Source organism: Vibrio sp. Y51_MX_L26, assembly GCF_024181935.1.
Taxonomy (GTDB): Bacteria; Pseudomonadota; Gammaproteobacteria; order Enterobacterales; family Vibrionaceae; genus Vibrio; species Vibrio diabolicus.
The window spans coordinates 87,448-110,407 of record NZ_JAMZAS010000005.1; the positions used below are offsets into that span (position 1 = coordinate 87,448).

23 protein-coding genes are annotated in these 22,960 nt (G+C 44.1%); 18 read left to right on the forward strand and 5 right to left on the reverse strand.

All coding sequences use genetic code 11. From position 1 onward, the window contains the following. Window positions 1-118: 118 nt before the first annotated feature. On the reverse strand, window positions 119-3,202 hold the full coding sequence (gene rne / locus NL645_RS13120; protein ID WP_253651815.1) for a ribonuclease E: 3,084 nt from the start codon (window positions 3,200-3,202) through the stop codon (window positions 119-121). A gap of 639 nt (window positions 3,203-3,841) precedes the next feature. Here rne and rluC point away from each other — a divergent pair. Further along, window positions 3,842-4,786, forward strand: a complete 945-nt coding sequence (rluC, locus tag NL645_RS13125; protein WP_005396975.1) for a 23S rRNA pseudouridine(955/2504/2580) synthase RluC — start codon at window positions 3,842-3,844, stop codon at window positions 4,784-4,786. Window positions 4,787-4,845: 59 nt separating this feature from the next. Here rluC and NL645_RS13130 read toward each other — a convergent pair whose 3' ends face one another. Beyond that, on the reverse strand, window positions 4,846-5,427 hold the full coding sequence (locus tag NL645_RS13130; protein WP_104971955.1) for a nucleoside triphosphate pyrophosphatase: 582 nt from the start codon (window positions 5,425-5,427) through the stop codon (window positions 4,846-4,848). A gap of 149 nt (window positions 5,428-5,576) precedes the next feature. On the opposite strand from NL645_RS13130, the gene yceD reads away from it, so the two are divergent. From yceD to NL645_RS13205, 15 genes are all read left to right on the forward strand, one after another. Further along, window positions 5,577-6,101, forward strand: a complete 525-nt coding sequence (gene yceD, locus NL645_RS13135) for a 23S rRNA accumulation protein YceD (protein WP_005396977.1) — start codon at window positions 5,577-5,579, stop codon at window positions 6,099-6,101. A 59-nt stretch (window positions 6,102-6,160) separates the two neighbouring features. Then, entirely contained in the window at window positions 6,161-6,331 is a 171-nt protein-coding gene (gene rpmF, locus NL645_RS13140) for a 50S ribosomal protein L32 (RefSeq protein ID WP_005396978.1), read from the forward strand. A 10-nt stretch (window positions 6,332-6,341) separates the two neighbouring features. Continuing rightward, window positions 6,342-7,367, forward strand: coding sequence for a phosphate acyltransferase PlsX (gene plsX, locus NL645_RS13145; protein ID WP_253651816.1), 1,026 nt, complete (start codon window positions 6,342-6,344; stop codon window positions 7,365-7,367). A gap of 5 nt (window positions 7,368-7,372) precedes the next feature. Next, complete coding sequence (locus tag NL645_RS13150) at window positions 7,373-8,323, forward strand: beta-ketoacyl-ACP synthase III (protein WP_005396980.1); 951 nt, start codon at window positions 7,373-7,375, stop codon at window positions 8,321-8,323. A 75-nt stretch (window positions 8,324-8,398) separates the two neighbouring features. Then, window positions 8,399-9,322 carry an ACP S-malonyltransferase gene (gene fabD, locus NL645_RS13155; protein ID WP_012841591.1) on the forward strand — a complete coding sequence of 308 codons (924 nt, stop codon included), beginning with the start codon at window positions 8,399-8,401 and terminating at the stop codon, window positions 9,320-9,322. Window positions 9,323-9,368: 46 nt separating this feature from the next. Continuing rightward, window positions 9,369-10,103, forward strand: coding sequence for a 3-oxoacyl-ACP reductase FabG (gene fabG, locus NL645_RS13160; RefSeq protein ID WP_031780596.1), 735 nt, complete (start codon window positions 9,369-9,371; stop codon window positions 10,101-10,103). A 246-nt stretch (window positions 10,104-10,349) separates the two neighbouring features. Beyond that, window positions 10,350-10,583 carry an acyl carrier protein gene (gene acpP / locus NL645_RS13165; protein ID WP_004406112.1) on the forward strand — a complete coding sequence of 78 codons (234 nt, stop codon included), beginning with the start codon at window positions 10,350-10,352 and terminating at the stop codon, window positions 10,581-10,583. Window positions 10,584-10,676: 93 nt separating this feature from the next. Further along, the gene (gene fabF, locus NL645_RS13170) at window positions 10,677-11,927 is read left to right on the forward strand and encodes a beta-ketoacyl-ACP synthase II (protein ID WP_005396984.1); all 1,251 of its coding nucleotides are present in this window, start codon (window positions 10,677-10,679) and stop codon (window positions 11,925-11,927) included. Between the two features lie 107 nt (window positions 11,928-12,034). After that, complete coding sequence (gene pabC, locus NL645_RS13175) at window positions 12,035-12,850, forward strand: aminodeoxychorismate lyase (protein WP_253651817.1); 816 nt, start codon at window positions 12,035-12,037, stop codon at window positions 12,848-12,850. Further along, window positions 12,847-13,863 carry an endolytic transglycosylase MltG gene (gene mltG, locus NL645_RS13180; protein WP_253651818.1) on the forward strand — a complete coding sequence of 339 codons (1,017 nt, stop codon included), beginning with the start codon at window positions 12,847-12,849 and terminating at the stop codon, window positions 13,861-13,863. Before pabC ends, mltG begins: the two co-directional genes overlap by 4 nt. Beyond that, window positions 13,860-14,492, forward strand: coding sequence for a dTMP kinase (tmk, locus tag NL645_RS13185; protein ID WP_031780597.1), 633 nt, complete (start codon window positions 13,860-13,862; stop codon window positions 14,490-14,492). Before mltG ends, tmk begins: the two co-directional genes overlap by 4 nt. A 27-nt stretch (window positions 14,493-14,519) precedes the next feature. Next, window positions 14,520-15,482 (forward strand): DNA polymerase III subunit delta', encoded by a 963-nt coding sequence (locus NL645_RS13190; RefSeq protein ID WP_253651819.1) that lies wholly within the window; start codon window positions 14,520-14,522, stop codon window positions 15,480-15,482. Next, window positions 15,473-16,240: a TatD family hydrolase gene (locus NL645_RS13195; protein ID WP_145532886.1), complete on the forward strand. Its 768-nt coding sequence runs from the start codon at window positions 15,473-15,475 to the stop codon at window positions 16,238-16,240. The genes NL645_RS13190 and NL645_RS13195 overlap by 10 nt, the downstream gene beginning before the upstream one ends. Before the next feature lie 444 nt (window positions 16,241-16,684). After that, window positions 16,685-18,115 carry a PTS glucose transporter subunit IIBC gene (gene ptsG / locus NL645_RS13200; protein ID WP_006743155.1) on the forward strand — a complete coding sequence of 477 codons (1,431 nt, stop codon included), beginning with the start codon at window positions 16,685-16,687 and terminating at the stop codon, window positions 18,113-18,115. Between the two features lie 210 nt (window positions 18,116-18,325). Beyond that, a complete protein-coding gene (locus tag NL645_RS13205) occupies window positions 18,326-18,727 on the forward strand; it encodes a hypothetical protein (protein ID WP_253651820.1) in 402 nt (133 codons plus the stop codon). A gap of 63 nt (window positions 18,728-18,790) precedes the next feature. On the opposite strand, the gene NL645_RS13210 is transcribed toward NL645_RS13205, so the two are convergent. The 3 genes from NL645_RS13210 to NL645_RS13220 form a co-directional block, all read right to left on the reverse strand. Further along, window positions 18,791-18,886 carry a MetS family NSS transporter small subunit gene (locus NL645_RS13210; protein WP_005372963.1) on the reverse strand — a complete coding sequence of 32 codons (96 nt, stop codon included), beginning with the start codon at window positions 18,884-18,886 and terminating at the stop codon, window positions 18,791-18,793. Beyond that, window positions 18,883-20,349, reverse strand: coding sequence for a sodium-dependent transporter (locus tag NL645_RS13215; protein ID WP_005398219.1), 1,467 nt, complete (start codon window positions 20,347-20,349; stop codon window positions 18,883-18,885). Before NL645_RS13215 ends, NL645_RS13210 begins: the two co-directional genes overlap by 4 nt. A gap of 570 nt (window positions 20,350-20,919) precedes the next feature. Beyond that, window positions 20,920-21,510 carry an outer membrane beta-barrel protein gene (locus NL645_RS13220; RefSeq protein WP_005398217.1) on the reverse strand — a complete coding sequence of 197 codons (591 nt, stop codon included), beginning with the start codon at window positions 21,508-21,510 and terminating at the stop codon, window positions 20,920-20,922. A 127-nt stretch (window positions 21,511-21,637) separates the two neighbouring features. Here NL645_RS13220 and NL645_RS13225 point away from each other — a divergent pair, with 127 nt between their 5' ends. Together NL645_RS13225 and NL645_RS13230 are read left to right on the forward strand one after the other, a co-directional pair. Further along, window positions 21,638-21,730: a YnhF family membrane protein gene (locus NL645_RS13225; protein ID WP_005372970.1), complete on the forward strand. Its 93-nt coding sequence runs from the start codon at window positions 21,638-21,640 to the stop codon at window positions 21,728-21,730. Window positions 21,731-21,774: 44 nt separating this feature from the next. Beyond that, window positions 21,775-22,926 (forward strand): patatin family protein, encoded by a 1,152-nt coding sequence (locus tag NL645_RS13230; RefSeq protein WP_005398215.1) that lies wholly within the window; start codon window positions 21,775-21,777, stop codon window positions 22,924-22,926. The last annotated feature ends 34 nt before the right edge of the window (window positions 22,927-22,960 follow it).

A 22,960-nucleotide genomic window follows, 5' to 3' on the forward strand; every position in this document is an offset into this window, starting at 1 on the left:
TCACGAATTGGTATTTATATGAACAATTTATTGGGCAAATATGAAGATAAAAAAAGGCTACCATCTGGTAGCCTTTAATTTATTTATGCCGTTAAGCAGTTGAACGTAATGATTTAGCCTAGTTAAAGTTAGGCTTTGTCATCTCTGCCGATGCGCGGTTTTTAGCCACTTGGCTACCCGCACCTTTAGCTTGGTAACGTTCGGTTTTGAACGGCGCTGCTGCAACCGTGATTTCGCGTAGCTCTTGAGGGCCAGGTGCTTTCGTCATCGGTGCGCTAGCGTTTAGCTTAGCCGCAACTTTAATGGCTTCGACTTTAGGCTCTGGTTTAGCTACTGGCGCTTCGGCTGCAATCTCTTTTGCTGCTTCAACCACAGACTCTTCAGCTGGTGCCGTTTCTACAATGGCATCAACCGGTTCAGCATGTTCAGTTGCAGGAGTTTCAACGATAGGCTCTACAGAGGCTGTTTCTACTACTGCCGATTCAGTTTTTTCTGCGATTACTGCTTCCACAACAGGTGCTTCTACTGCTGGAGATTCAACTTTCGCTTCAACTGTTTCTTGAACCTTTGATTCAACAACTGGTGCTTCTGTTACAACAGGTTGCTCGCGTCGAATAATCACTTTACCCATAGCCATTTCTGGGCAAGCAAAACCACCTTGCATTGTAGGTACTGCTGCTACTTCTTCTTCCTTAACTTGCTCTTCTTTCTTAGGTGCTGGTTTCGGAATGTAGCGTGGCATTACTTTACCCATAGCCATCTCAGGAGAAGCTACACCACCTTTACGCAGGCGGAACGGGTTAGGACGGCGATCGCGACCACGGCGACGGCGCTGACCGCTTGCACGCAGGTGACGTGGCGAACGACGGTTACGACGTTGCTTAGACTCTGCTTGCTTGTTGTCTTGCTGTGCTTCTACCGCTGCTTCTGTTGGCTTCTCAACTTTGGTTTCAACTGTTTCTTGAGTCTTAACCGCCGTTTCTTCTGTTTTCTTCTCAACCGCTTCTTGGTCTTTAACGCGTACAGACTTGTTCAGTTTGCGACGTTGGCGACGCTCCTTCACTTTTTCTGCTTTCGTGTTTTGTTGCTTTGGTTTGCTCTCTTCTGGTTTTGTTTCAGTTCGAGCTTCCGCTGCTAGCTGCAGACCTTTTTCCGCTACTTTTGCATTTGCTTTTTGCTCTTGGGCTTTGTCTGCTTGTTGAGCTTTAGGCTTACGCTTTTGGTTGCGGTTTTGCTGTTTATTGGTTTGTTGTTGCGCTTCGTTTTGCTCATTCGCTTGCTCATCACGAGGCTTACGACGACGTCGGTTATCACGGTTATCACGATTGTCGCGGTTCTCACGATTATCGCGTTGGTTGTTATTGCGACGACGATCATTGCGATCACGTTTGTTGCGTCGATTATCGCGATTTGGCTTTTTCTCTTCCTGAGGTTTCGGTTCTTCTTTTACTTCTTCAGAACCGCCGAATAGGAAACTACCAAGTGCTTTAAACAAACGGCTGAACAGTCCAGGTTTTTCTTCTTGTTCAACTTTCTGTTCTTTCTTCTTCGCCTCAGGGGCAGGTTTAGCTGCTGGTGCAGGTGCCGTTTGAGAAGGAGCCGCAAAGCCTTTAAGAACAGGTTCTTCGATTCGTTTAGGTTTTACGTCAACTTCCGCTGGCTCTTTACCTTCCGCTTCTTTCATTGCTTCCAGTTTTTTAGGAAGTAGGTAAGAAATCAGATCGAACTCTTCACCTTCACGAACACGGATAACTTCGAAGTGCGGCGTTTCCATGTCAGAGTTTGGAACAACCGTAATCTTCACTTCTTGAATGCGTTCGATATGGTTAACTGAACGACGTTTTTCGTTCAACAAGTAAGAAGCGATTGGCACAGGTACAACTGCGAGAACTTGCGCTGTATTGTCTTTCAGTGCTTCCTCTTCGATTAAACGAAGTACAGAAAGTGCTAGAGATTCGTTGTCGCGAACGACTCCAGTACCGCTACAGCGAGGACAGATGTGGTGGCTTGCTTCTGCTAGAGAAGGGCTTAAACGTTGACGTGACATCTCCAACAAACCAAAGCGAGAAATACGACCGATTTGTACACGAGCGCGATCAAGACGAACGGCTTCACGTAGACGGTTTTCTACTTCTCGTTGGTGGCGAACAGGTGTCATATCGATAAAGTCGATAACCACTAAGCCACCCAAGTCACGTAGACGTAACTGGCGAGCAATTTCGTCGGCTGCTTCTAGGTTCGTGTTTAGAGCTGTTTCTTCAATATCGCCGCCCTTGGTTGCACGAGCAGAGTTGATATCGATAGACGTTAGTGCTTCGGTTGGGTCAATAACAATAGAACCACCAGATGGCAGACGCACTTCACGTTGGAACGCTGATTCAATTTGGCTTTCGATTTGGTAGTGGCTGAATAGTGGAACTTCGCCTTCATATTTCTTAACGCGGTTAAGGAAATCAGGGCGCACCAATTGAATGTGCTCTTTTGCACGCTCGTAGATGGTGTTGCTGTCAATTAAGATTTCGCCAATATCACGACGCAAATAGTCACGGATTGCACGAACGATAACGTTACTTTCTTGGTGGATTAAGAATGGAGCAGGGTTCGAGTCCGCTGCACCTTTGATTGCACCCCAGTGGTTAAGTAGTACATTCAAATCCCACTCAAGTTCTTCAGCACTCTTGCCAACGCCAGCAGTACGTACGATTAGGCCCATGCCCTGAGGCAGTTCCAAAGTACTTAATGCGGCTTTTAGTTGAGTACGCTCGTCACCTTCGATTCGACGAGAAATACCGCCAGCACGAGGGTTGTTAGGCATCAGAACAAGGTAACTACCAGCAAGAGAAATGAAAGTAGTAAGAGCTGCGCCCTTGCTTCCACGTTCTTCTTTTTCCACTTGAACGATAACTTCTTGGCCTTCCGTTAGCACTTCTTTGATGCTTGGACGACCTTGGTAGGTGTAACCTTCAGGAAAATATTCGCGGGCAATTTCTTTGAGAGGGAGGAAACCGTGACGCTCGGCGCCGTAATCAACAAATGCGGCTTCTAAGCTTGGTTCGATACGTGTGATACGTCCTTTGTAGATATTCGCTTTTTTAGATTCATGACCTGGACTCTCGATATCAAGATCGAAAAGTCGCTGGCCATCAACCAGAGCGACACGCAACTCTTCTTTTTGAGTTGCGTTAATTAACATTCTTTTCATTGAAAATTCTCGTTGTCTTTTCTTTTATATCTTTCTTGTCGACTTGCCACTGTTTTTTCGCTCTTTCACGGTGCCTGATCCCATGGCTTGTATTTTGCAGCCTCCCGGCTGGAAGGGGATGCTCTCGGGCACTTCAGTCATCACAAGCCTCTTGTGGTTTCTGTTGGAAACGTAGACTTGTGACCCGCTATTTGGGCGGTAGGTACTCAACGTGAATATGCGAGGAGTAGGGTGGCAAGAGTGTTGAATTCGATGTGTCTCACGCCAATGCTGCACTCGACCTTCAACGATCTACTCACATTGCTTGAGGATAAATGATTGGTAATGAATAAAATGTAACCAAACCTTCCTTAGCAGCTGTGAACTATAGCAGTGCGCGTGGCTATCAGCAATCTGCTTTCACGCAAACGATAGAAAATTTGCCGCTAAACTCAAAATTTCTAATTTATAACTGGCTGTTTCATAAGCAATTGAGATGTGTAAACTGATCAAGACAGAAAACAAATTGAGAACTCGATTGAGAGTTTTAATAATTTAAACAAAAGCTTGGCGAAATTTAGACCAGTTTGTACTATCAAGTGTTTCTTTTACGACAAGAATAATGTGAAGTCGCGCGAAATTGAGTTTACAATACGGCCCATGAGCGAAATAAGAACAAAAGTCCAGTTCGTCGACATTGACGAAGATATGGCGGGTCAGCGCATTGATAATTTTTTGCGCAACCAATTAAAAGACATCCCTAAAAGTATGATTTACCGAATCGTGCGTAAGGGCGAAGTACGTGTAAATAAAAAGCGTATAAAAGCAGAGTACAAGTTAAAAGCAGGCGATCTCGTTCGTATTCCACCGGTGACAGTCGAGAAAAAAGATGACGATGTCGCGCCAAGTACGAAACTAAACAAAGTCGCAGAGTTGGAAGATATGATCATCTTCGAAGATGATCATATGTTAATTCTAAACAAACCATCTGGTACCGCTGTGCATGGTGGCAGTGGCTTAAAGTTTGGCGCGATTGAAGCGCTTAGAGCTCTGCGTCCTCAAGCTCGCTTTCTTGAACTTGTGCATCGTATTGACCGTGATACTTCAGGTATCTTGCTGGTTGCTAAGAAGCGTTCTGCACTTCGTCACTTGCAAGCCCAGTTTCGTGAAAAGACAGTGAAGAAGTTTTACTTAGCTCTTGTCATGGGACAATGGAAAAGCAGTTGTAAGGTTGTGAACGCGCCACTGCTTAAAAACGAAGTGAACAGTATTGTTCGTGTTAACCCTAACGGTAAGCCGTCTGAAACGCGTTTTAAGATTTTGGAAAAGTTTGAACAAGCAACATTGATTCAAGCGAGTCCGATTACTGGCCGAACTCACCAAATCCGAGTTCATACACAATACACGGGCCACCCAATCGCTTGGGATGATCGCTACGGTGACCGCCGCTTTGATGCTTACACAGGTCAAGTTGGTTTAGATCGTTTGTTCCTACACGCGGCAAACATCAAGTTTCAGCACCCATCAAATGATGAGTGGATGGAAATCAACGCACCGATGGAACCGAAGTTAGAAAAAGTGTTGGCGGGTTTAAGAAACGCGTAACCATGTTTTCCTAGTGGACTATAAAAGGGAGCCTGTGGCTCCCTTTTATAGTCTTTGGATTAAATGACATCGAGTCCCTGAACATGCAACATATCAATCAAATCAATCAGTGGTAGCCCGACAAGTGTATTCGGATCTTTCCCCACTAATTTGTTAAACAAACAAATTCCCATTCCTTCGCTTTTAAAGCTGCCTGCGCAGTAAAAAGGTTCTTCCCTGTCGACGTATCGTTCGATTTGTTCAAGCGTCAAATCTCTAAAGTGTACTTCGAAAGAATCAAAGCCGACTTCTGTATGGTTTGTGACGGTGTTATGTACCGCAAGACCAGTATAGAAAGTGATGACTTTTCCACTTTGAGCCAAAAGTTGATTTATTGCGTTGTCTCTATTTAAAGGTTTGCCAACGATTTCACCATTAATGACACAAACCTGGTCACTGCCGATAACTAAACTTGCTTTATCCGTCTGGCAAGATGTTGCTTTCTCTTGGGCCAATCTTTGCACCAGTTCAAGAGGCGTTTCCTGGTCAAACGGTGTTTCATCGCAATCAGGTGATAAACAAATGAACGGTAGTGAAAGCTTTTCAAGCAGTTGTTTACGAAAAGGGGAGGTTGAAGCTAAAACCAGTTGGTAATTTTTCATTTTGAATTACAATTCGTGGGAGCATTTCCGATAGGATAATCGATCAAAAATGATTCTGGCTAATGCTCTGTATGTTAAGCGTAAAAAAGTACAACTTTTTTGCCTTTTTCTTTGACTAATTTTGATTTGGAAGATAATATTCGCGCCCTATGCAAAAGGTAAAAATACCGCGAACGGTTGACCCAGCGAAAGCTGCACAGAAACGATTAGATTACGATGGAATCATCCAAGCTAGTCTTTTCAAGCGCTTAGCGGAAACAACTGAAGGCGTAAAACGCGACGCAGAAGTCTCATTGTCATTTGGGATGGATGAACAGCGACTCGTTGTTATCTCTGGTAAAGCTAACATCGAAGTCGATTTAGAGTGTCAGCGTTGTAATGAGGTATTCGCACATGAGTGCGAAGTTGAATTCCTTTCTACTCCTTACTACGGTGAGAAAACGGAACAGGAAGCACCAGAAATTTATGATTTGGTAGATCTAAATGAATATGGTGAATTAGACCTTATACAACTGGTTGAAGACGAGTTCATCTTAGCATTACCTCAAATTGCGATGCACGATGAAGCGGATTGTAGCGTTGATTCAAATAACATGGTTTTTGGTGAGATTCCTGAAGAAATTGAGGAAGAAAAACCGAATCCATTCGACGTTTTGAAAAGTCTGAAAAAGTAATAGGTGTGGTAACCGATTCTTCTTCAGGTTTTTAACCCAATAGTATAGGAGTAGGGTCAATGGCCGTACAGAAAAACCGTAAAACTCGTTCTAAGCGCGGTATGCGTCGTTCACACGATGCGCTAACTACAGCTGCTCTATCTGTAGACGCGACTTCTGGTGAAACTCACCTACGCCACAACGTAACTGCTGAAGGTTACTACCGTGGTCAAAAGGTTATCAACAAGTAAGGTTGAACCTTTGCAAAGTATTACCGTTGCACTTGATGCAATGGGCGGGGATTTCGGTCCACGCGTAACAGTGCCTGCCGCCGTGCAGGCACTGTCTCATTTCCCAGAGCTAAAAGTGATTCTTATAGGTGATCAATCTCTGATCACGTCTCAATTATCTCAACTCGGTACCTCGACCAGTTCCCGCTTGACTATTCTTCATAGTGAGAAAGTTATCTCGAACTCAGAAAAACCTTCATTGGCACTACGTAATAGCCAAAATAGTTCCATGCGTATGGCTATCGATTTGGTTTCTGAGCAGGAGGCGGATGCTTGTGTTAGTGGTGGCAACACCGGTGCATTAATGGCACTATCGCGTTTCATTCTTAAGTTACTTCCTGGTATTGAACGTCCTGCTTTAGTTTCAGCTTTACCGACGATTACTGGAAAGCGTACTTGGATGCTAGATCTAGGTGCGAATGTATCGTGCGATGCTGATAGTTTGTTCCAATTTGCTGTAATGGGCAGTGCATTAGCAGAAGAACACTTAGGTTGTCCTCCTCGCGTTGCTGTACTCAATATTGGCGCAGAAGAGATTAAAGGTAACGATTTAGTCAAACGTTGCGCAGAAATGCTTTCTCAGACCGACGCGATTAACTTTGTTGGTTATATTGAAGGTAATCAAATTTTGCATGATGTTGCAGACGTCATTGTATGTGATGGGTTTGTCGGCAACGTATGCTTAAAAGCCAGTGAGGGAACAGCTCAACTTTTTATCGAAAAAATTAAAACCAGTATGATGGCGTCAACGATAAAGGGTTGGATTGCTAGAAAGTTGTTTTCTCGGCTATTTAATGAACTAAAAACACTGAACCCCGACCAGTATAACGGCGCAAGTTTGCTAGGATTGCGCGGCATTGTCATAAAAAGCCATGGAAGTGCGGATGTATCTGCGATTGTCAATGCACTTGGCGAGGCAGTACACGAGGTCAAACGACAAGTACCAAGCCGTATTAGCGATCGTTTGGAAGCGGTTTTACTCGAGAGGCATTATTAGTCTTCATGTATAGCAAAATTTTAGGTACTGGCAGCTACCTGCCATCTCAGGTGCGTACAAACGCAGATCTAGAGAAAATGGTAGATACAAGTGATGAGTGGATCGTTGCTCGCACGGGTATTAAAGAGCGTCGAATTGCTGCAGAAAATGAGACTGTAGCGGACATGGCATTCTACGCAGCTGAAAACGCTATCGATATGGCGGGTATTGATAAAAACGATATCGACCTGATTATCGTAGCCACAACGAGCAGTAGCCATACTTTCCCTTCATCTGCGTGTCAGGTGCAGGCAAAGCTTGGCATTAAAGGTTGTCCAGCTTTTGACTTAGCCGCTGCTTGTTCTGGTTTTGTGTATGCATTATCTGTTGCAGACCAACATATTAAATCGGGTATGTGTAAAAACGTACTTGTTATTGGTTCAGATGCTTTGTCTAAAACGTGTGATCCGACAGACCGTTCAACCATTATCCTATTTGGTGATGGTGCTGGAGCCGTTGTCGTAGGCGCTAGCCAAGAGCCAGGTATTATTTCTACCCACATATACTCGGATGGTCAATTCGGTGAGCTACTAAGCCTACCTGTACCTGAGCGTGGTCAAGATGCTGACAAATGGCTTCATATGGCAGGTAACGAAGTATTCAAAGTTGCTGTCACTCAGTTATCGAAACTAGTAAAAGATACGCTTGAAGCCAACAACATGCATAAGTCTGAACTCGACTGGCTAGTACCGCATCAAGCGAACTATCGAATTATTTCGGCAACAGCGAAAAAGCTTTCAATGTCTTTGGACCAAGTCGTAGTGACATTAGACCGACACGGGAACACTTCTGCGGCGACAGTACCGTCTGCGCTGGATGAAGCTGTGCGCGATGGTCGCATTAAACGTGGGCAGACTTTATTGCTAGAGGCGTTTGGTGGCGGTTTCACTTGGGGCTCCGCTCTGGTGAAGTTCTAAGTTTCACGAGAATTCAAAATTTAAGGTGCACTTGTTGCATCTTATTTCTTTTTACTTTGCTTAAAGGAAAACAACATGAGCAAGTTTGCTATCGTATTTCCAGGTCAAGGTTCTCAAGCTGTAGGTATGCTTGCAGAACTAGGCGAACAATATGACGTAGTAAAACAAACATTTGCAGAAGCATCTGACGCACTAGGTTACGATCTATGGGCGCTTGTTCAAAATGGACCTGCAGAAGATTTAAACGAGACTTTCCGCACTCAACCAGCTTTGCTAGCTTCATCTGTTGCAATCTGGCGTGTATGGCAGGAGCTCGGTTTAGAGCAACCAGCAAACCTAGCCGGTCACAGCCTAGGTGAGTACTCAGCACTTGTATGTGCGGGTGTGATTGACTTTAAAGAAGCAATCAAGCTGGTTGAATTACGCGGTAAGCTAATGCAAGAGGCGGTACCAGCAGGTACTGGCGCTATGTACGCGATTATCGGTTTGGCTGATGATGCGATTGCAAAAGCGTGTGAAGACGCAGCGCAAGGTGAAGTGGTCTCTCCAGTAAACTTTAACTCGCCTGGTCAGGTAGTTATCGCGGGTAGCAAAGACGCAGTAGAGCGTGCGGGAGCGCTATGTAAAGAAGCTGGTGCGAAACGTGCACTTCCTCTTCCTGTTTCAGTTCCATCACACTGTGCGCTTATGAAGCCAGCAGCGGAAAAACTTGCAGTAGCTCTTGAGTCTATCGAATTTAACTCACCACAGCTGCCAGTTATCAACAACGTTGATGTGGTTGCTGAGACAGATCCTGCAAAAATCAAAGATGCGCTTGTTCGTCAGCTACATAGCCCAGTTCGCTGGACTGAAACAGTCGAGCTTATGCACGAGCAAGGGGTAGAACAGCTTCTTGAGCTTGGTCCTGGTAAGGTTTTAACAGGTCTAACAAAACGTATCGTGAAAACGCTAACTGCAGCAGCAGTGAATGATGTTGCGTCGCTAGACGCGGCGAAGTAATCCATCAAGCGATAAAACTTGCGATAAGAAAAGGAAACACAACATGATGAATCTAGAAGGTAAGATCGCGCTAGTTACCGGCGCAAGCCGTGGTATTGGCCGCGCGATCGCGGAACTTCTTGTAGAGCGCGGTGCGACGGTTATCGGTACGGCTACTTCTGAAAGTGGCGCTGCTGCTATCAGCGAGTATCTTGGTGATAACGGTAAAGGTCTGGCACTGAACGTGACTGATGTCGAGTCTATCGAAGCGACACTAAAAACGATCAACGAAGAATTTGGTGTGATCGATATTCTGGTGAATAACGCTGGTATTACTCGTGACAACCTATTGATGCGTATGAAAGATGATGAGTGGAACGACATCATCGATACCAACCTAACGCCTATCTACCGCATGTCTAAAGCGGTTTTACGCGGCATGATGAAAAAACGTGCGGGTCGTATCATCAACGTAGGCTCGGTTGTTGGTACCATGGGTAACGCAGGTCAAACTAACTACGCAGCAGCGAAAGCGGGCGTGATTGGTTTTACTAAATCAATGGCTCGTGAAGTTGCGTCTCGTGGTGTAACAGTGAACACTGTTGCCCCTGGTTTCATCGAAACTGACATGACAAAGGCACTAAATGATGAGCAACGTGCGGCAACGTTGTCGAACGTGCCAGCTGGTCGTTTAGGTGACCCACGTGAAATTGCATCAGCAGTAGTTTTCCTTGCTTCTCCTGAAGCAGCGTACATTACTGGTGAAACTTTGCATGTAAATGGTGGCATGTACATGGTTTAATGAGACAGTTTGTGCAAAATAAGCTATTTTACATTGTGAAAAATAGCCTATAGTTGCAGTTAACTGTCATGAACTTGTCATGCTTATGCGCAAGATTTGTGCATGATTTAAGTCAAAAATGTATTGAAATTCGGTTAAATTCGCTAATTTTGTGGTTTGACCAGCAAGGACCCCCTTGCAACTTTCAATAGTTCGAATAAACTACGGAATCATCGCATTAGGCGAAATCTGTAAAGGAAAAGAAAAATGAGCAACATCGAAGAACGCGTAAAGAAAATCATTGTTGAACAGCTAGGTGTAGACGAAGCAGAAGTTAAAAACGAAGCTTCTTTCGTTGACGATCTAGGTGCTGATTCTCTAGACACTGTAGAACTAGTTATGGCTCTAGAAGAGGAATTCGACACTGAGATTCCTGACGAAGAAGCTGAGAAGATCACTACTGTTCAAGCTGCAATCGACTACGTAAACAGCGCTCAGTAATTAGCTCTCCTAGGCGGTCTCCTAGACCGCCTGTGTTCTTTCTAACTTCTTCTATCCTCTCATAGAAATATTCAATTCCCGGAGAATTATATCGTGTCCAAGCGTCGTGTAGTTGTCACTGGCATGGGTATGTTGTCACCGGTAGGCAACACAGTAGAATCATCTTGGAAAGCCCTGCTAGAAGGTCAAAGTGGTATCGTGAATATCGAGCACTTTGATGCTACGAACTTCTCAACTCGTTTTGCAGGTCTTGTTAAAGATTTCGATTGCACAGAGTACATGTCTAAAAAAGATGCTCGTAAGATGGATCTTTTCATCCAGTACGGCATTGCAGCGGGTATTCAAGCTCTTGATAACTCTGGCTTACAAATTACCGAAGAAAATGCGGCTCGAGTTGGTGTTGCTATCGGCTCAGGCATTGGCGGTCTAGATCTGATCGAAACAGGTCACACTGCATTAGTAGAAAAAGGCCCTCGCAAAGTTAGCCCATTTTTTGTTCCTTCGACCATCGTAAATATGGTTGCAGGTAACCTATCTATCATGCGTGGTCTTCGTGGTCCAAATATCGCGATTTCTACAGCATGTACTACTGGCCTACATAACATCGGTCATGCTGCACGAATGATTGCGTACGGCGATGCAGATGCGATGGTTGCTGGTGGCGCAGAAAAAGCGTCTACGCCTCTTGGCATGGCTGGCTTCGGTGCAGCTAAAGCGCTATCTACTCGTAATGACGAACCTCAAAAAGCGTCTCGTCCATGGGATAAAGGCCGTGATGGTTTTGTTCTAGGTGATGGTGCTGGCATGATGGTGCTTGAAGAGTACGAACACGCGAAAGCACGTGGCGCGAAGATTTACGCAGAACTGGTTGGTTTTGGTATGTCTGGTGATGCTTACCACATGACTTCTCCAAGCGAAGATGGCTCTGGTGGTGCACTTGCGATGGAAGCGGCAATGCGTGACGCGAACATCACAGGTACCCAAGTAGGTTATGTGAATGCTCACGGTACATCTACTCCTGCTGGCGACGTTGCAGAAATCAAGGGCGTGAAACGTGCTCTTGGTGAAGAAGGTGCGAAGCAAGTACTTGTATCATCAACTAAGTCTATGACTGGTCACCTATTAGGTGCAGCAGGCTCTGTTGAAGCAATTATCACGGTTATGTCTTTGGTTGACCAAATCGTTCCACCAACGATTAACCTTGATGATCCAGAAGAAGGTCTAGACATCGACCTTGTGCCGCACACTGCGCGCAAAGTTGAAGGTATGGAATACGCTATCTGTAACTCGTTTGGCTTTGGTGGTACAAACGGTTCTTTGATCTTCAAAAAGTTCGCTGAGTAACACTATCTAACCTTATTTAGATAAGCGAAACTTGTATTCTAACGGCTCGATGCTTAGCATTGAGCCGTTTTGTTTTATTTGTTGTCTGCTAATTTGAAGGTACGCGAATGTTTTGGGTAAATGGAGTTCCACAAACGCATGTAGAACTGGGTGATCGCTCATTCCAATACGGTGATGGAGGTTTTACCACCATCCTGACCCAAAACGGAGAGTTGGTTTACTGGCAAGAACACATTGAGCGTATGAAGTCCTGCCTTGACGCATTGAAGATCTCTTCCCCTGACTGGCAAGTTGTGCATGATTGGGCAAGCAAAGCGGCTTTATCTGACGCACAAGCGGGGGTGAAAATTCACGTTAGCCGTGGTATTGGTGGGCGAGGGTATAGTCCTAATGAGATTGAAGGCCCTATCGTGACGATCTCGAATTTTGCGTTTCCTTCTCATTACTCTTCTTGGCAAGAAAAAGGCGTGGATTTGGGCGTTTGTGAGACTCGTCTCGGGATTCAACCTTTACTTGCTGGACACAAGCACAACAACCGTTTAGAGCAGATTCTCGCCAAGGCTGAAATCGACGATACCGAGTTTGCAGATGCAATAACGTTAAATGTGCAAAACCATGTCATTGAAACTACAATGGCCAACCTTTTTTGGGTTAAAGGTAATAAAGCATTTACACCGGAGCTGACCTTATCTGGCGTTGCGGGCGTAATGCGTCGTAAGGTGCTTGAGTTACTAAAAGTAAGTCATATTGAAGTCATCGAGGGGCGTTTTATACTTCCAGATTTGCTGAGCGCAGACGAGGCTTTCATGTGTAACTCAATATTAGGTGTCGCACCAATTCGCAGCATAGTGGCATCTAACTCTAAGACTATATTTCCGATAGGAAAATTGACTCAACGACTGCAAGGGAATTTAACTACGTGATTAAAAAACTGTTGGCTTTTGTTGTGCTGATCGCAGTGATAGGCGCAGCAGCTGTTTTTTATATAATTTCACAGGCTAAACAATACGTTGAAAAGCCTATTCTATTGGAACAACCTCAGCTGTTTACTGTAGAAAGTGGTACAAGCTTTCATCATGTCATGCGCGCCTTAGTTGAAGATGAGGTAATTGAAACATCGGAGTACATCCGTTTAATACCTCACTTATATCCAGAACTGTTGCAAGTGCGAGCGGGTACTTATCAACTAGAGCCTGGTATGTCGCTTTCGCAAGCATTGGAGCACCTGAATACCGGAAAAGAATACCAGTTTGCGATCACTTTTGTTGAAGGCAGCCGCTTTTCTGAGTGGGTAGAGCAATTGAAAAGTGCTCCTTATTTAGAGCATGACTTAACCGATCTATCAGAAAAAGACATGGCAGCAAAGTTGGGTATAGAGCGAGAAAAGCTTGAAGGACTGTTTTTAGCAGAAACCTACCATTACACGGCGGGTGCAAGTGAAAGCCAGTTATTAAAACGAGCGCATCGAAAACTCAATAAGATTCTGGATGCTAACTGGGAAGCTCGTCAAGGAAAGCTGCCATTGCAAGACAAATATGAAGCCTTGATTCTGGCGTCTATCATCGAGAAAGAGACGGCCATTGACTCTGAGCGTGAGCGCGTCGCTTCTGTGTTTATCAACCGATTGAACAAACGCATGCGTTTACAAACGGATCCGACGGTTATTTATGGTATGGGTGAGGCTTACGACGGAAATATTCGTAAGAAAGATTTGCGCACGCCGACACCATATAACACCTATACCATCAATGGCTTACCTCCAACCCCAATCGCGATGGCAGGTGAAGCCTCTATTGAAGCGGCTTTGAATCCAGAAAGCAGCAACTATTTATATTTCGTAGCAAGTGGAAAGGGCGGACACGTATTTTCGAAATCCCTTGCAGAGCACAATCGTGCTGTTCGAGCCTATTTAAGAGAACTAAGAAAGAACAAATGATGAAAGCAAACTTTATTGTCGTTGAAGGCCTAGAAGGCGCGGGTAAAAGCACTGCGATTAAAACCGTTTTAGATACGCTAAAAGCGGCAGGTATTGAAAATATCGTAAATACTCGTGAGCCAGGAGGCACGCCGCTAGCAGAAAAGATGCGCGCTCTGGTGAAAGAAGAGCATGAAGGCGAAGAACTTAAAGACATGACGGAGTTGCTTCTTCTATATGCTGCACGTGTCCAGTTGGTTGAGAACGTGATCAAACCAGCTTTGGCGAACGGTCAGTGGGTGGTGGGTGACCGCCACGATATGTCGTCGCAGGCTTATCAAGGTGGTGGCCGTCAGATTGACGCGTCGCTAATGAAAAACCTTCGAGACACAACGCTTGGTGATTTTAAACCTGCTTTCACTCTCTATATGGATATCGACCCTCGCGTTGGGCTTGAGCGTGCGCGTGGGCGTGGTGAGCTCGATCGTATCGAGAAGATGGATATCAGCTTCTTTGAACGTACACGAGAGCGTTATTTGGAGATTGCTCATGCTGATCCTTCTATCATTATCATTAACGCTGAGCAGGCGATCGAAGACGTGTCGCGTGATATTCGGGACGCTCTTAACGAGTGGTTAGCTCGTCAATAATAAGTGAAACTTAAATTTAGGTGACTCATGTTAAATGATTATCCATGGTTGCAGCCAGTATGGGATAACCTCAAAGTAGGGCTAGAGTCGGACAGAATACCAGGTGCGCTTTTATTGCAAAGCGAGCAAGGCTTAGGCATCGAAAAGCTTATCGAGTTTTTTAGCCAAGCACTTCTTTGCCAAAATTACGCCAGTGAAGCGTGCGGTTTTTGTCATAGCTGTCAATTAAATCAATCACACAACCACCCAGATTTACACTGGATCAAACCAGAAAAAGAAGGAAAAGCGATAACGGTGGACCAAGTTCGAGCTTGCAACCGTCTTGCACAGGAATCATCACAGCTTAATGGTTATCGCCTATTTGTTATAGAGCCAGCGGACTCTATGAATGAATCGGCATCGAATGCATTGTTAAAAACGCTAGAAGAGCCCGGGGCAAAGTGCTTGTTTTTGCTCGTTACCCACAATCAGGAGCGCCTGCTTCCAACTATTCGTAGCCGTTGCCAACACTGGGTTGTTGCGCCGCCGTCAACGGAACAAGCGATGCAATGGATGCGCGAACAAGGGGCGCAGCAAGTTCCTGCTTACGCCTTAAAACTGAATATGGGCTCTCCGATAAAAACATTGGATGCGTTAAATAATGGCGATCTCGATGCTTACTTGGCTTTTGAGCGCACTTTTATTAAGGCGATGTCTTCTTCTACCTCAGACATTTCTGAGTGTGCTTCTTTAATGGCTAAACACTCGGAACAATCACTAGACTGGGCGTGGTATTTACTGACAGATGCTCAGAAAGCGCAGTTTGGTGTATCAGAAGCACAAATGCTTCCTGGCGCTATAAAGTTTCAGCCGAACAACTACAACGGTTTGTACTCATCAGCGAAGGCGCTGATGGACCTCAAAGCTCAGGTGCAAGCCTTTCCTGGTCTAAACCTTGAGCTACTATCAATGAACTGGTTAATTGAATCACGAGAGGCATTATGTTCGTAGATTCTCATTGTCATTTAGACAAATTGAATTACGACGATCTCCACATTAATGTGGAAGACGTTATTAACAAAGCTAAACAAGCAAAGGTAACCGAGCTGCTTTCTGTGGGAGTCACGCTGGATTCTTTCCCTAGAATGATGGAAATGATTGAGCCTTATGAGAATGTTTATGCTTCGTGCGGTGTACACCCACTTGATGTTGAAAGCGACTTTTCGATGGACGTGCTACGTCACCACGCATCGAATGAAAAAGTCGTTGCCATTGGTGAAACAGGCTTGGATTATCATTATAAGCCAGAAACGGCAGCGTTACAGAAAGAGCGTTTTGAGCAACACGTTGATCTTGCGGTGGAGCTTAACAAACCTTTAATTATCCATACCAGAAACGCACGTGCGGATACTCTAGATATTTTGCGTAAGGGTGGGGCGGAGAAATGTGGTGGTGTTATCCACTGTTTTACAGAAGATCTTCCATTTGCTGAAGCTGCACTTGAGCTGGGGTTTTATATTTCTATCTCGGGGATTGTCACTTTCCGTCAAGCTACAGAGTTGAAAGAAGTGGTGAAGACTCTACCTCTAGAGAAGCTTCTCATTGAGACAGATTCTCCTTACTTGGCTCCAGTCCCTCACCGAGGTAAAGAGAATCAACCTGCTTATGTTGTCGAGGTGGCTTCTTATATTGCGCAACTCAAATCGTGCTCTCTTTCTGAAGTGGCACAAAAAACCACCGAAAATTTCCGAAATCTTTTTTTGCGATGAAAAATCAATAAGAGCATAAAAAAGGAGCGTATGCTCCTTTTTTGTTGATAAAAACAACAGATATACTCATGAGTTTAATGTTTACTAAAAATGTTGATTTAATAACATTCAAAAATCACAAATGTAATTTTGTTACTAAAAATAACATTGGGGCGTATTTTATTTACGCCTTAAAATTAATTATATAAATAGTAAACTCTTTATAAAACAGTAATATAACTGCAATGCAAACCTTTTCATCAGCTGTTTTTGGGTGTGATCCAAGACTTGTTTTGAAACTAAATTTCGTAACTGTGTGGAAAGTTTGAGGGTCATCAATATATATTTAGAGCCGGAAAATATAATGCAGTTGTGGTTACATTTTCATTGGGTGCTAACCTTTAGGCTACGGGGGTGTGCCGTTAGTGCCCAAATAATACTTATAAATTTATCAGGAGCATAAACATGTTTAAGAACCTTTTTGCTAACCTGCAAAAAGTTGGTAAGGCGCTGATGCTTCCAGTATCAGTTTTACCAGTTGCAGGTATTTTATTAGGTGTGGGTGCTGCCCATCTAAGCTTTATTCCAGAGATCGTTTCTAATCTTATGGAACAAGCTGGTGGTTCAGTATTCGGCCAAATGGCACTTCTATTTGCAGTAGGTGTAGCTCTAGGCTTCACTAATAACGACGGTGTTGCTGGTCTTGCAGCAATCGTTGGTTACGGCATCATGACGGCAACGCTAGGTGTAATGGCGGGTGTTATGGGTGTTGAGAAAATCGATACAGGTGTACTAGGTGGTATCCTTGTCGGTGGTGTGGCTGCTTGGGCATTCAACCGTTTCTTCAAAATTCAACTTCCAGAGTATCTTGGCTTCTTCGCTGGTAAGCGTGCAGTGCCTATCATCACTGGTTTTGCAGCGATCATCCTTGGTGTTATCCTTTCTGTAATTTGGCCACCAATTGGCGGTGCAATCTCTGCATTCTCTGATTGGGCTGCGCACCAAAACCCACAACTAGCATTCGGTATCTACGGTGTCGTAGAGCGTTCTCTAATCCCATTCGGCCTACACCACGTATGGAACGTACCGTTCTTCTTCGAAGCAGGTTCTTGTGTTAACGCTGCTGGTGAAGCTCAAAACGGCGTACTAACTTGTTACCTAGTTGCTGATGAAGCATCTCGTGCTGCTGGTAATGGCTTCGGTCAGCTAGCGGGTGGTTACATGTTCAAGATGTTTGGTCTACCAGCTGCAGCAATCGCAATTGCTCACTGTGCTAAACCAGAAAACCGCGCAAAAGTAATGGGTATCATGGCGTCAGCTGCACTGACTTCATTCCTAACTGGTATTACTGAGCCTATCGAATTCTCATTCCTATTCGTTGCTCCACTACTATACGGTATCCACGCTCTACTAGCTGGTTCTGCATACATTGTTTCTAACACTCTAGGCTTTGTACACGGTACTTCTTTCTCTCACGGTCTGATCGACTTCCTAGTTCTATCTGGTAACGCTCAGAAGATGGGTCTAATGATTGCTGTTGGTCTAGTATACGCAGTGATTTACTACGTAGTGTTCCGTGGCGTAATCACAGCACTTGACCTAAAAACTCCTGGTCGTGAAGATGAAACAGAAAGTGCGGCAGCAACTTCTGGCTCTGACATGGGTGGTGAACTGGTTGCAGCGTTCGGTGGTAAAGCTAACATTACTGGTCTAGACGCATGTATCACTCGCCTACGTGTCGCGGTTGCAGATACAGCAGCTGTTGACCAAGACAAACTGAAACAACTTGGCGCTGCTGGTGTTGTAGTTGTTGCAGGTGGTGTACAGGCTATCTTCGGTACTAAGTCTGACAACCTAAAAACTGAAATGGATGAGTGGATCCGTAACCACGGCTAATCACCGTCATTCATAACAATGTATAAAAGGAGGCTTCGGCCTCCTTTTTTAGTTCCTCTCTCATTGCTAAAAGTGCTTTCTGAGTGTGATCCTAAACTCATCTTTACTTTTGCCAGTCTTTTCATACATCGCGCTTACTCATCGTTGACATATTGAAACACCACTATGTTTGAATAGCGCATGATGTTTTTTTAATAATTGATAACGTGTATGAAGAGCAAATTAATTTTATTAGCAGGACTAGTTTCTAGTACCGCAATGGCGGCAAATGAGCTAACGAACTTGTCTGTTGGTATGGCTGTCGATCAACAGTTGAGTGTTGTTGTTGAGTTAGATAATAAGTATCGCGGCATTATCGGTAACGATGGTATGGCGTTTGATTACATCGCTAAACGTGGAACATTCGATCAAAACATGCCTGTGACCTGGTATGTTGGCGTTGGTGGTTGGTATGAGTGGGATGATGAGTTTGGCGTGCGTGTACCTCTCGGTGTGAACTGGGATTTATCACGCGGCTGGGATCTTTATGGTCAAATACACCCAGAGCTAGATCTTTACAAAGGTGCTGACTTACAACTTGGTGGTGCCGTTGGCATCAAATACAGTTTCTAGAATAAAAGAAACATAAAAAAACGCCGGTAAATACCGGCGTTTTTTGTTTGGAATGCAATACTGCTATTGTTTATCCATGGCTCGCTTGATACAAACGGCAGCGCCGCCCCAAGTGATACCTAAACCAATAACCATCATAATAATTGCGCTGATTGTCATTTCGCTGTCTCCTTGCGATTCACTGCGTTAATCACTAGACCAAAGATAAATAGTGCGGCGATAAGTGCCCAGCCTACAGTTAGATCATAACCACCGTAGCCTTCAGTAAATAAAGCATAAAGCTTAGTCGCTAAGATAATGGCGAGCATAATCGGTGTTACGAAGCGTAAACAGATCTCAAACCATTGACCAATAGAGAAATCAGAGCGCTCATTTACGTAATTACGTACTTCAGGCACGCGTTTCAATAGCCACGCCATCAATACAATCTCAACCAAGCCGCCTACCATAATGCCAACGTTGTTTGCAAAGTGGTCTACTAGGTCTAGCAGCAATAGACCGCCATTTGTTGCGAACGCCATAGAAACCACAAAACCAGTTCCAATTACAACGTTTGCAGCTTTTTTTCGGCTCCACTTTAGCTTATCGATGATGGCGGATGTTACGGCTTCCATGATAGAAATGTGCGAACTTAGACCAGCAACCACCAGTGCAAAGAAGAACAGAGGACCAAGAATATATGGTGCGGGTAATAAGTTAATTGCCGCAGGTAAAGTAACAAAAGCAAGGCCAACGCCTGCAGATACCACTTCTGTTAGCGGTTTACCTTGTTCTTGAGCCATGTAACCCAAGACAGAGAAGATCATAATACCAGCTAGGATGGAGAAGCCACAGTTGATCAACACGGTCATAAACGCGTTATTCGTGATGTCTGATTTTTCTGGCAGATAACTAGAGTAAGCCAGCATGATCGCGAAGCCGATGCTTAGGGTAAAGAAGATCTGACCGTACGCAGCTGCCCATACTTTCACATCCCAAATTTTGCTGAAATCGGGTTCAAACATGTAGTTAACGCCATCCAAAGCTCCTGGCAAGAAAACCATACGTCCGATTAAAAAAATCACCATCAAGAATAGTATTGGCATCATGATTTTAGATGCGCGCTCAATCCCTGATTTCACGCCTTTGGCAATGGCGGTATAAGTAATGGCCCAAGCAATCACCATAGATAAGGCTATCTTCCATTGAATACTGCCTAAGTCTGTTGGTGAGTTGTCACCTAACTTTAGGTACTCGCTAAAGAAAAATGCGTTTGTATCGGTTCCCCAACCTTGAGTGAACGACAACCCAAAGTAAGAAATTGACCAACCGATAACTGCAACATAGTAAACGGCGATAACTGCTGCAACACCAACTTGGAACCAGCCAAGCCATTCAAATTTAGAATGAATTTTCGCTAGCGTTTTTGGTGCTGAGCCTCGGTACTTTTGTCCCATACTGAACTCAAGGATCATAAATGGAATACCGGCCGTGATCATGGCGAAAATGTAAGGAATAAAAAATGCGCCGCCACCGTTTTCATAGGCCATATATGGAAAACGCCAAATGTTTCCCAAACCGATAGCAGACCCGACTGCTGCTAAGATGAATCCCGCTCGGGATCCCCATTGTTCTCGCTTCATATTTGACTCCTATACGACTCCCTGAGGAATGAAGCTCTCTCCGTAACACAGTAATATTGGCGTAAACTGTTGGAAGAAAGGACCGCTGTTATCTATCAGCTTTTCTATCCTTAATTCTAGCTTATTATAATTTTCTAGAGCTATATTCTGGTTATTGTGAGAGAAAGTAGATTATTAATCTTAAAATTTTGATGTGTGTTTGATAAAACTGAAATATTTATCTGTTTTCACTAATCAGACTAACTTCTAATAATACTTAGCGCAATAGAATCTAAATGTTAACTCAGATGCGTTGTCTGGTTTTAATCTTGTTAAATTTGAGTTTGATTATAGTTTTGTGTGGGGGATTGGTTGGTTGTATGGAATAAATGACTAGAATCCAATAATCGACTTGGTGTTTAAAACTATTTTGATGAACTAGGGCGTACGGCTATCTTTTGCGCACCCCGCTAGAGAATGCTTCGTTACTTTTCTAAGCGATGATTTTTAGATGATATTTTCTATCTGCTTTGTGTAGGACTCGCCCAGCACTCTTTGCGGAGAGCCCTACGAAGTGAAGTGTACAAAAAATTAGAAACGGAAACTAAAACCAATATTTGATTGGAATTGATTCATCCAATCGGTATCGAATTTAATGATGCAGTTTGAGCCGTCATTAGGTAGGGTGCAGGCTCCAGAGGTATCGTTATCAACGACCGTTCCCAACCATCTCAATTGGGCTGTCAACGCAAAGTTCTTTGAAAACTCATATTCCAGCCCTGCAAAAGCGCTCGCCGAAAATCCGTATTTTTTGTCTACCCAATCAACATCGGTGTAAGAGGCTCCCAAGCCAACACCAATATAGGTTTGCCAGTTTTCTGCAACAGGGTAGTACATGCTGCTTTGAAATTGCAGGTAATGGATGTCTGCCGAATTTGATAACTTTTCAAGTTCTGTTGATTGGTTGGAGTAAAATAATCCAATTCTTCCTTTCTCAAAAGGCGTCTCGATTGAAAGTGCGTAGTTCACTGCGGGATCGAGGTCGTATGTATTGCCACTTTCGTCTTCTACTTGACCGCCACCTGTATAGCCTATGAATGGAGTAACGATAATATTGGCTTGTGCACTTACCGCGGTGCTGAGCAGTATGCTTCCTACCAGCCAGCTGAGTTTTTGGTTCATGTCCTATCTCCTTATTATGACTAAGCTAATTGTGATGGGTTAGTCAAAATTGCGCGACTAAATTAAGCAAATCTTGAACATATTTCACACTGGTGTTATTAATTTGTTACATATTAAGGAGGTGTTTATGGAACACGATCTAAAATCCGCATTAATCATCGTGGTGACTGTTTTTGCAGTACTTTTGTCGTTTGGCATCATTGCGATTACAACGGCTTAAGATAACTACTTTTACCAAGTGTTTTAACAAAATGGCGTGAGCCTATGATACGTAACAGCGGTATAATCACAGAAAGCCATACTGAGCTTGATGTCAAAGTTTATGAGCATTTCAGGCATGGAAAAACTGCTTTAGTCACGCAAGGTGGAGGGCAGAGAGGGATTTTTACCGCTGGCGTATTAGACGCATTTTTACTTTCCAACTTTGATCCTTTCGATGAATTCTACGGTACCTCTGCTGGGGCACTCAATTTATGCTCTTACTTATGTCGTCAGCACGGTATGGGCAAAGCTTTTATTACCGAACTGACAACGTCTCCTGAGTTTTTTAATCTGTTTCGTTATATTCGAAAGCAGCAGTACTTGGGTTTAGAGTGGGCGTTAGAGCGGATTCAAGATTTCCCTTACAAGCTTGATCTTGATTTAGGCCGCAGTGCACTAGGAGGACGAGGTGCGTTTGCAGCGGTAACAAATGTAGAGACGCTATCGGATCAATATTTACCAATCTTGGGTGACACGTGGTTTAACACCATGTTAGCAACATGCGCGATTCCTAAGTTGTACCACGGACCTGTCGACGTTAATGGCAATAAGTTTGTTGATGGTGGTGTGTCGGCTTCTATCCCTGTTCAAGAAGCGTGGCGTCAGAATGCTCGCAACATTATTGTCATCCGAACAGAACCGTTCTCGGAGATTGAAGCGAGAGCGCAAAGTGAAGTAGGGGATGTGCCTGTCGAGTGGTATCGAGAGTCTATCAATTCGGTGCAGCAATCATGGCAGCAAAAAGTGAATCGATGGAAGTTGGATTGGGCTTCGTTCTTCCAACAAAAAATTAATGCCGCCCATCAGTCGAAGCTTGCAGGAAAAATGCTATTGAATGGAGGCCGTTGGTTGTTCGGTGCTGATAATTTGTATCGTCTAAGCCATTTAATCGGTGAGAATTTTGACTCAGGTTTAGCCGACATGCTGATGATTCACTATCAAACATTTGAGCTCACTCAGGCCTTTATATCTGCTCCACCTGACGATACTTTCATTTTACAAATCGCGCCTAAAGAGGGGCTTCGTTCTTCTTCTTTGTTAAGTGACCAAGAATCACTAGAGCATGATTATCAACTCGGACTTCAGGCGGGGTTTAATCTGGTTCAACTCTATGACCAACTGAATATTGAAATTGATGGCAGAGAGAGTGCATAACCTTTTGTATTAACGACATACGCTAAATACAAAG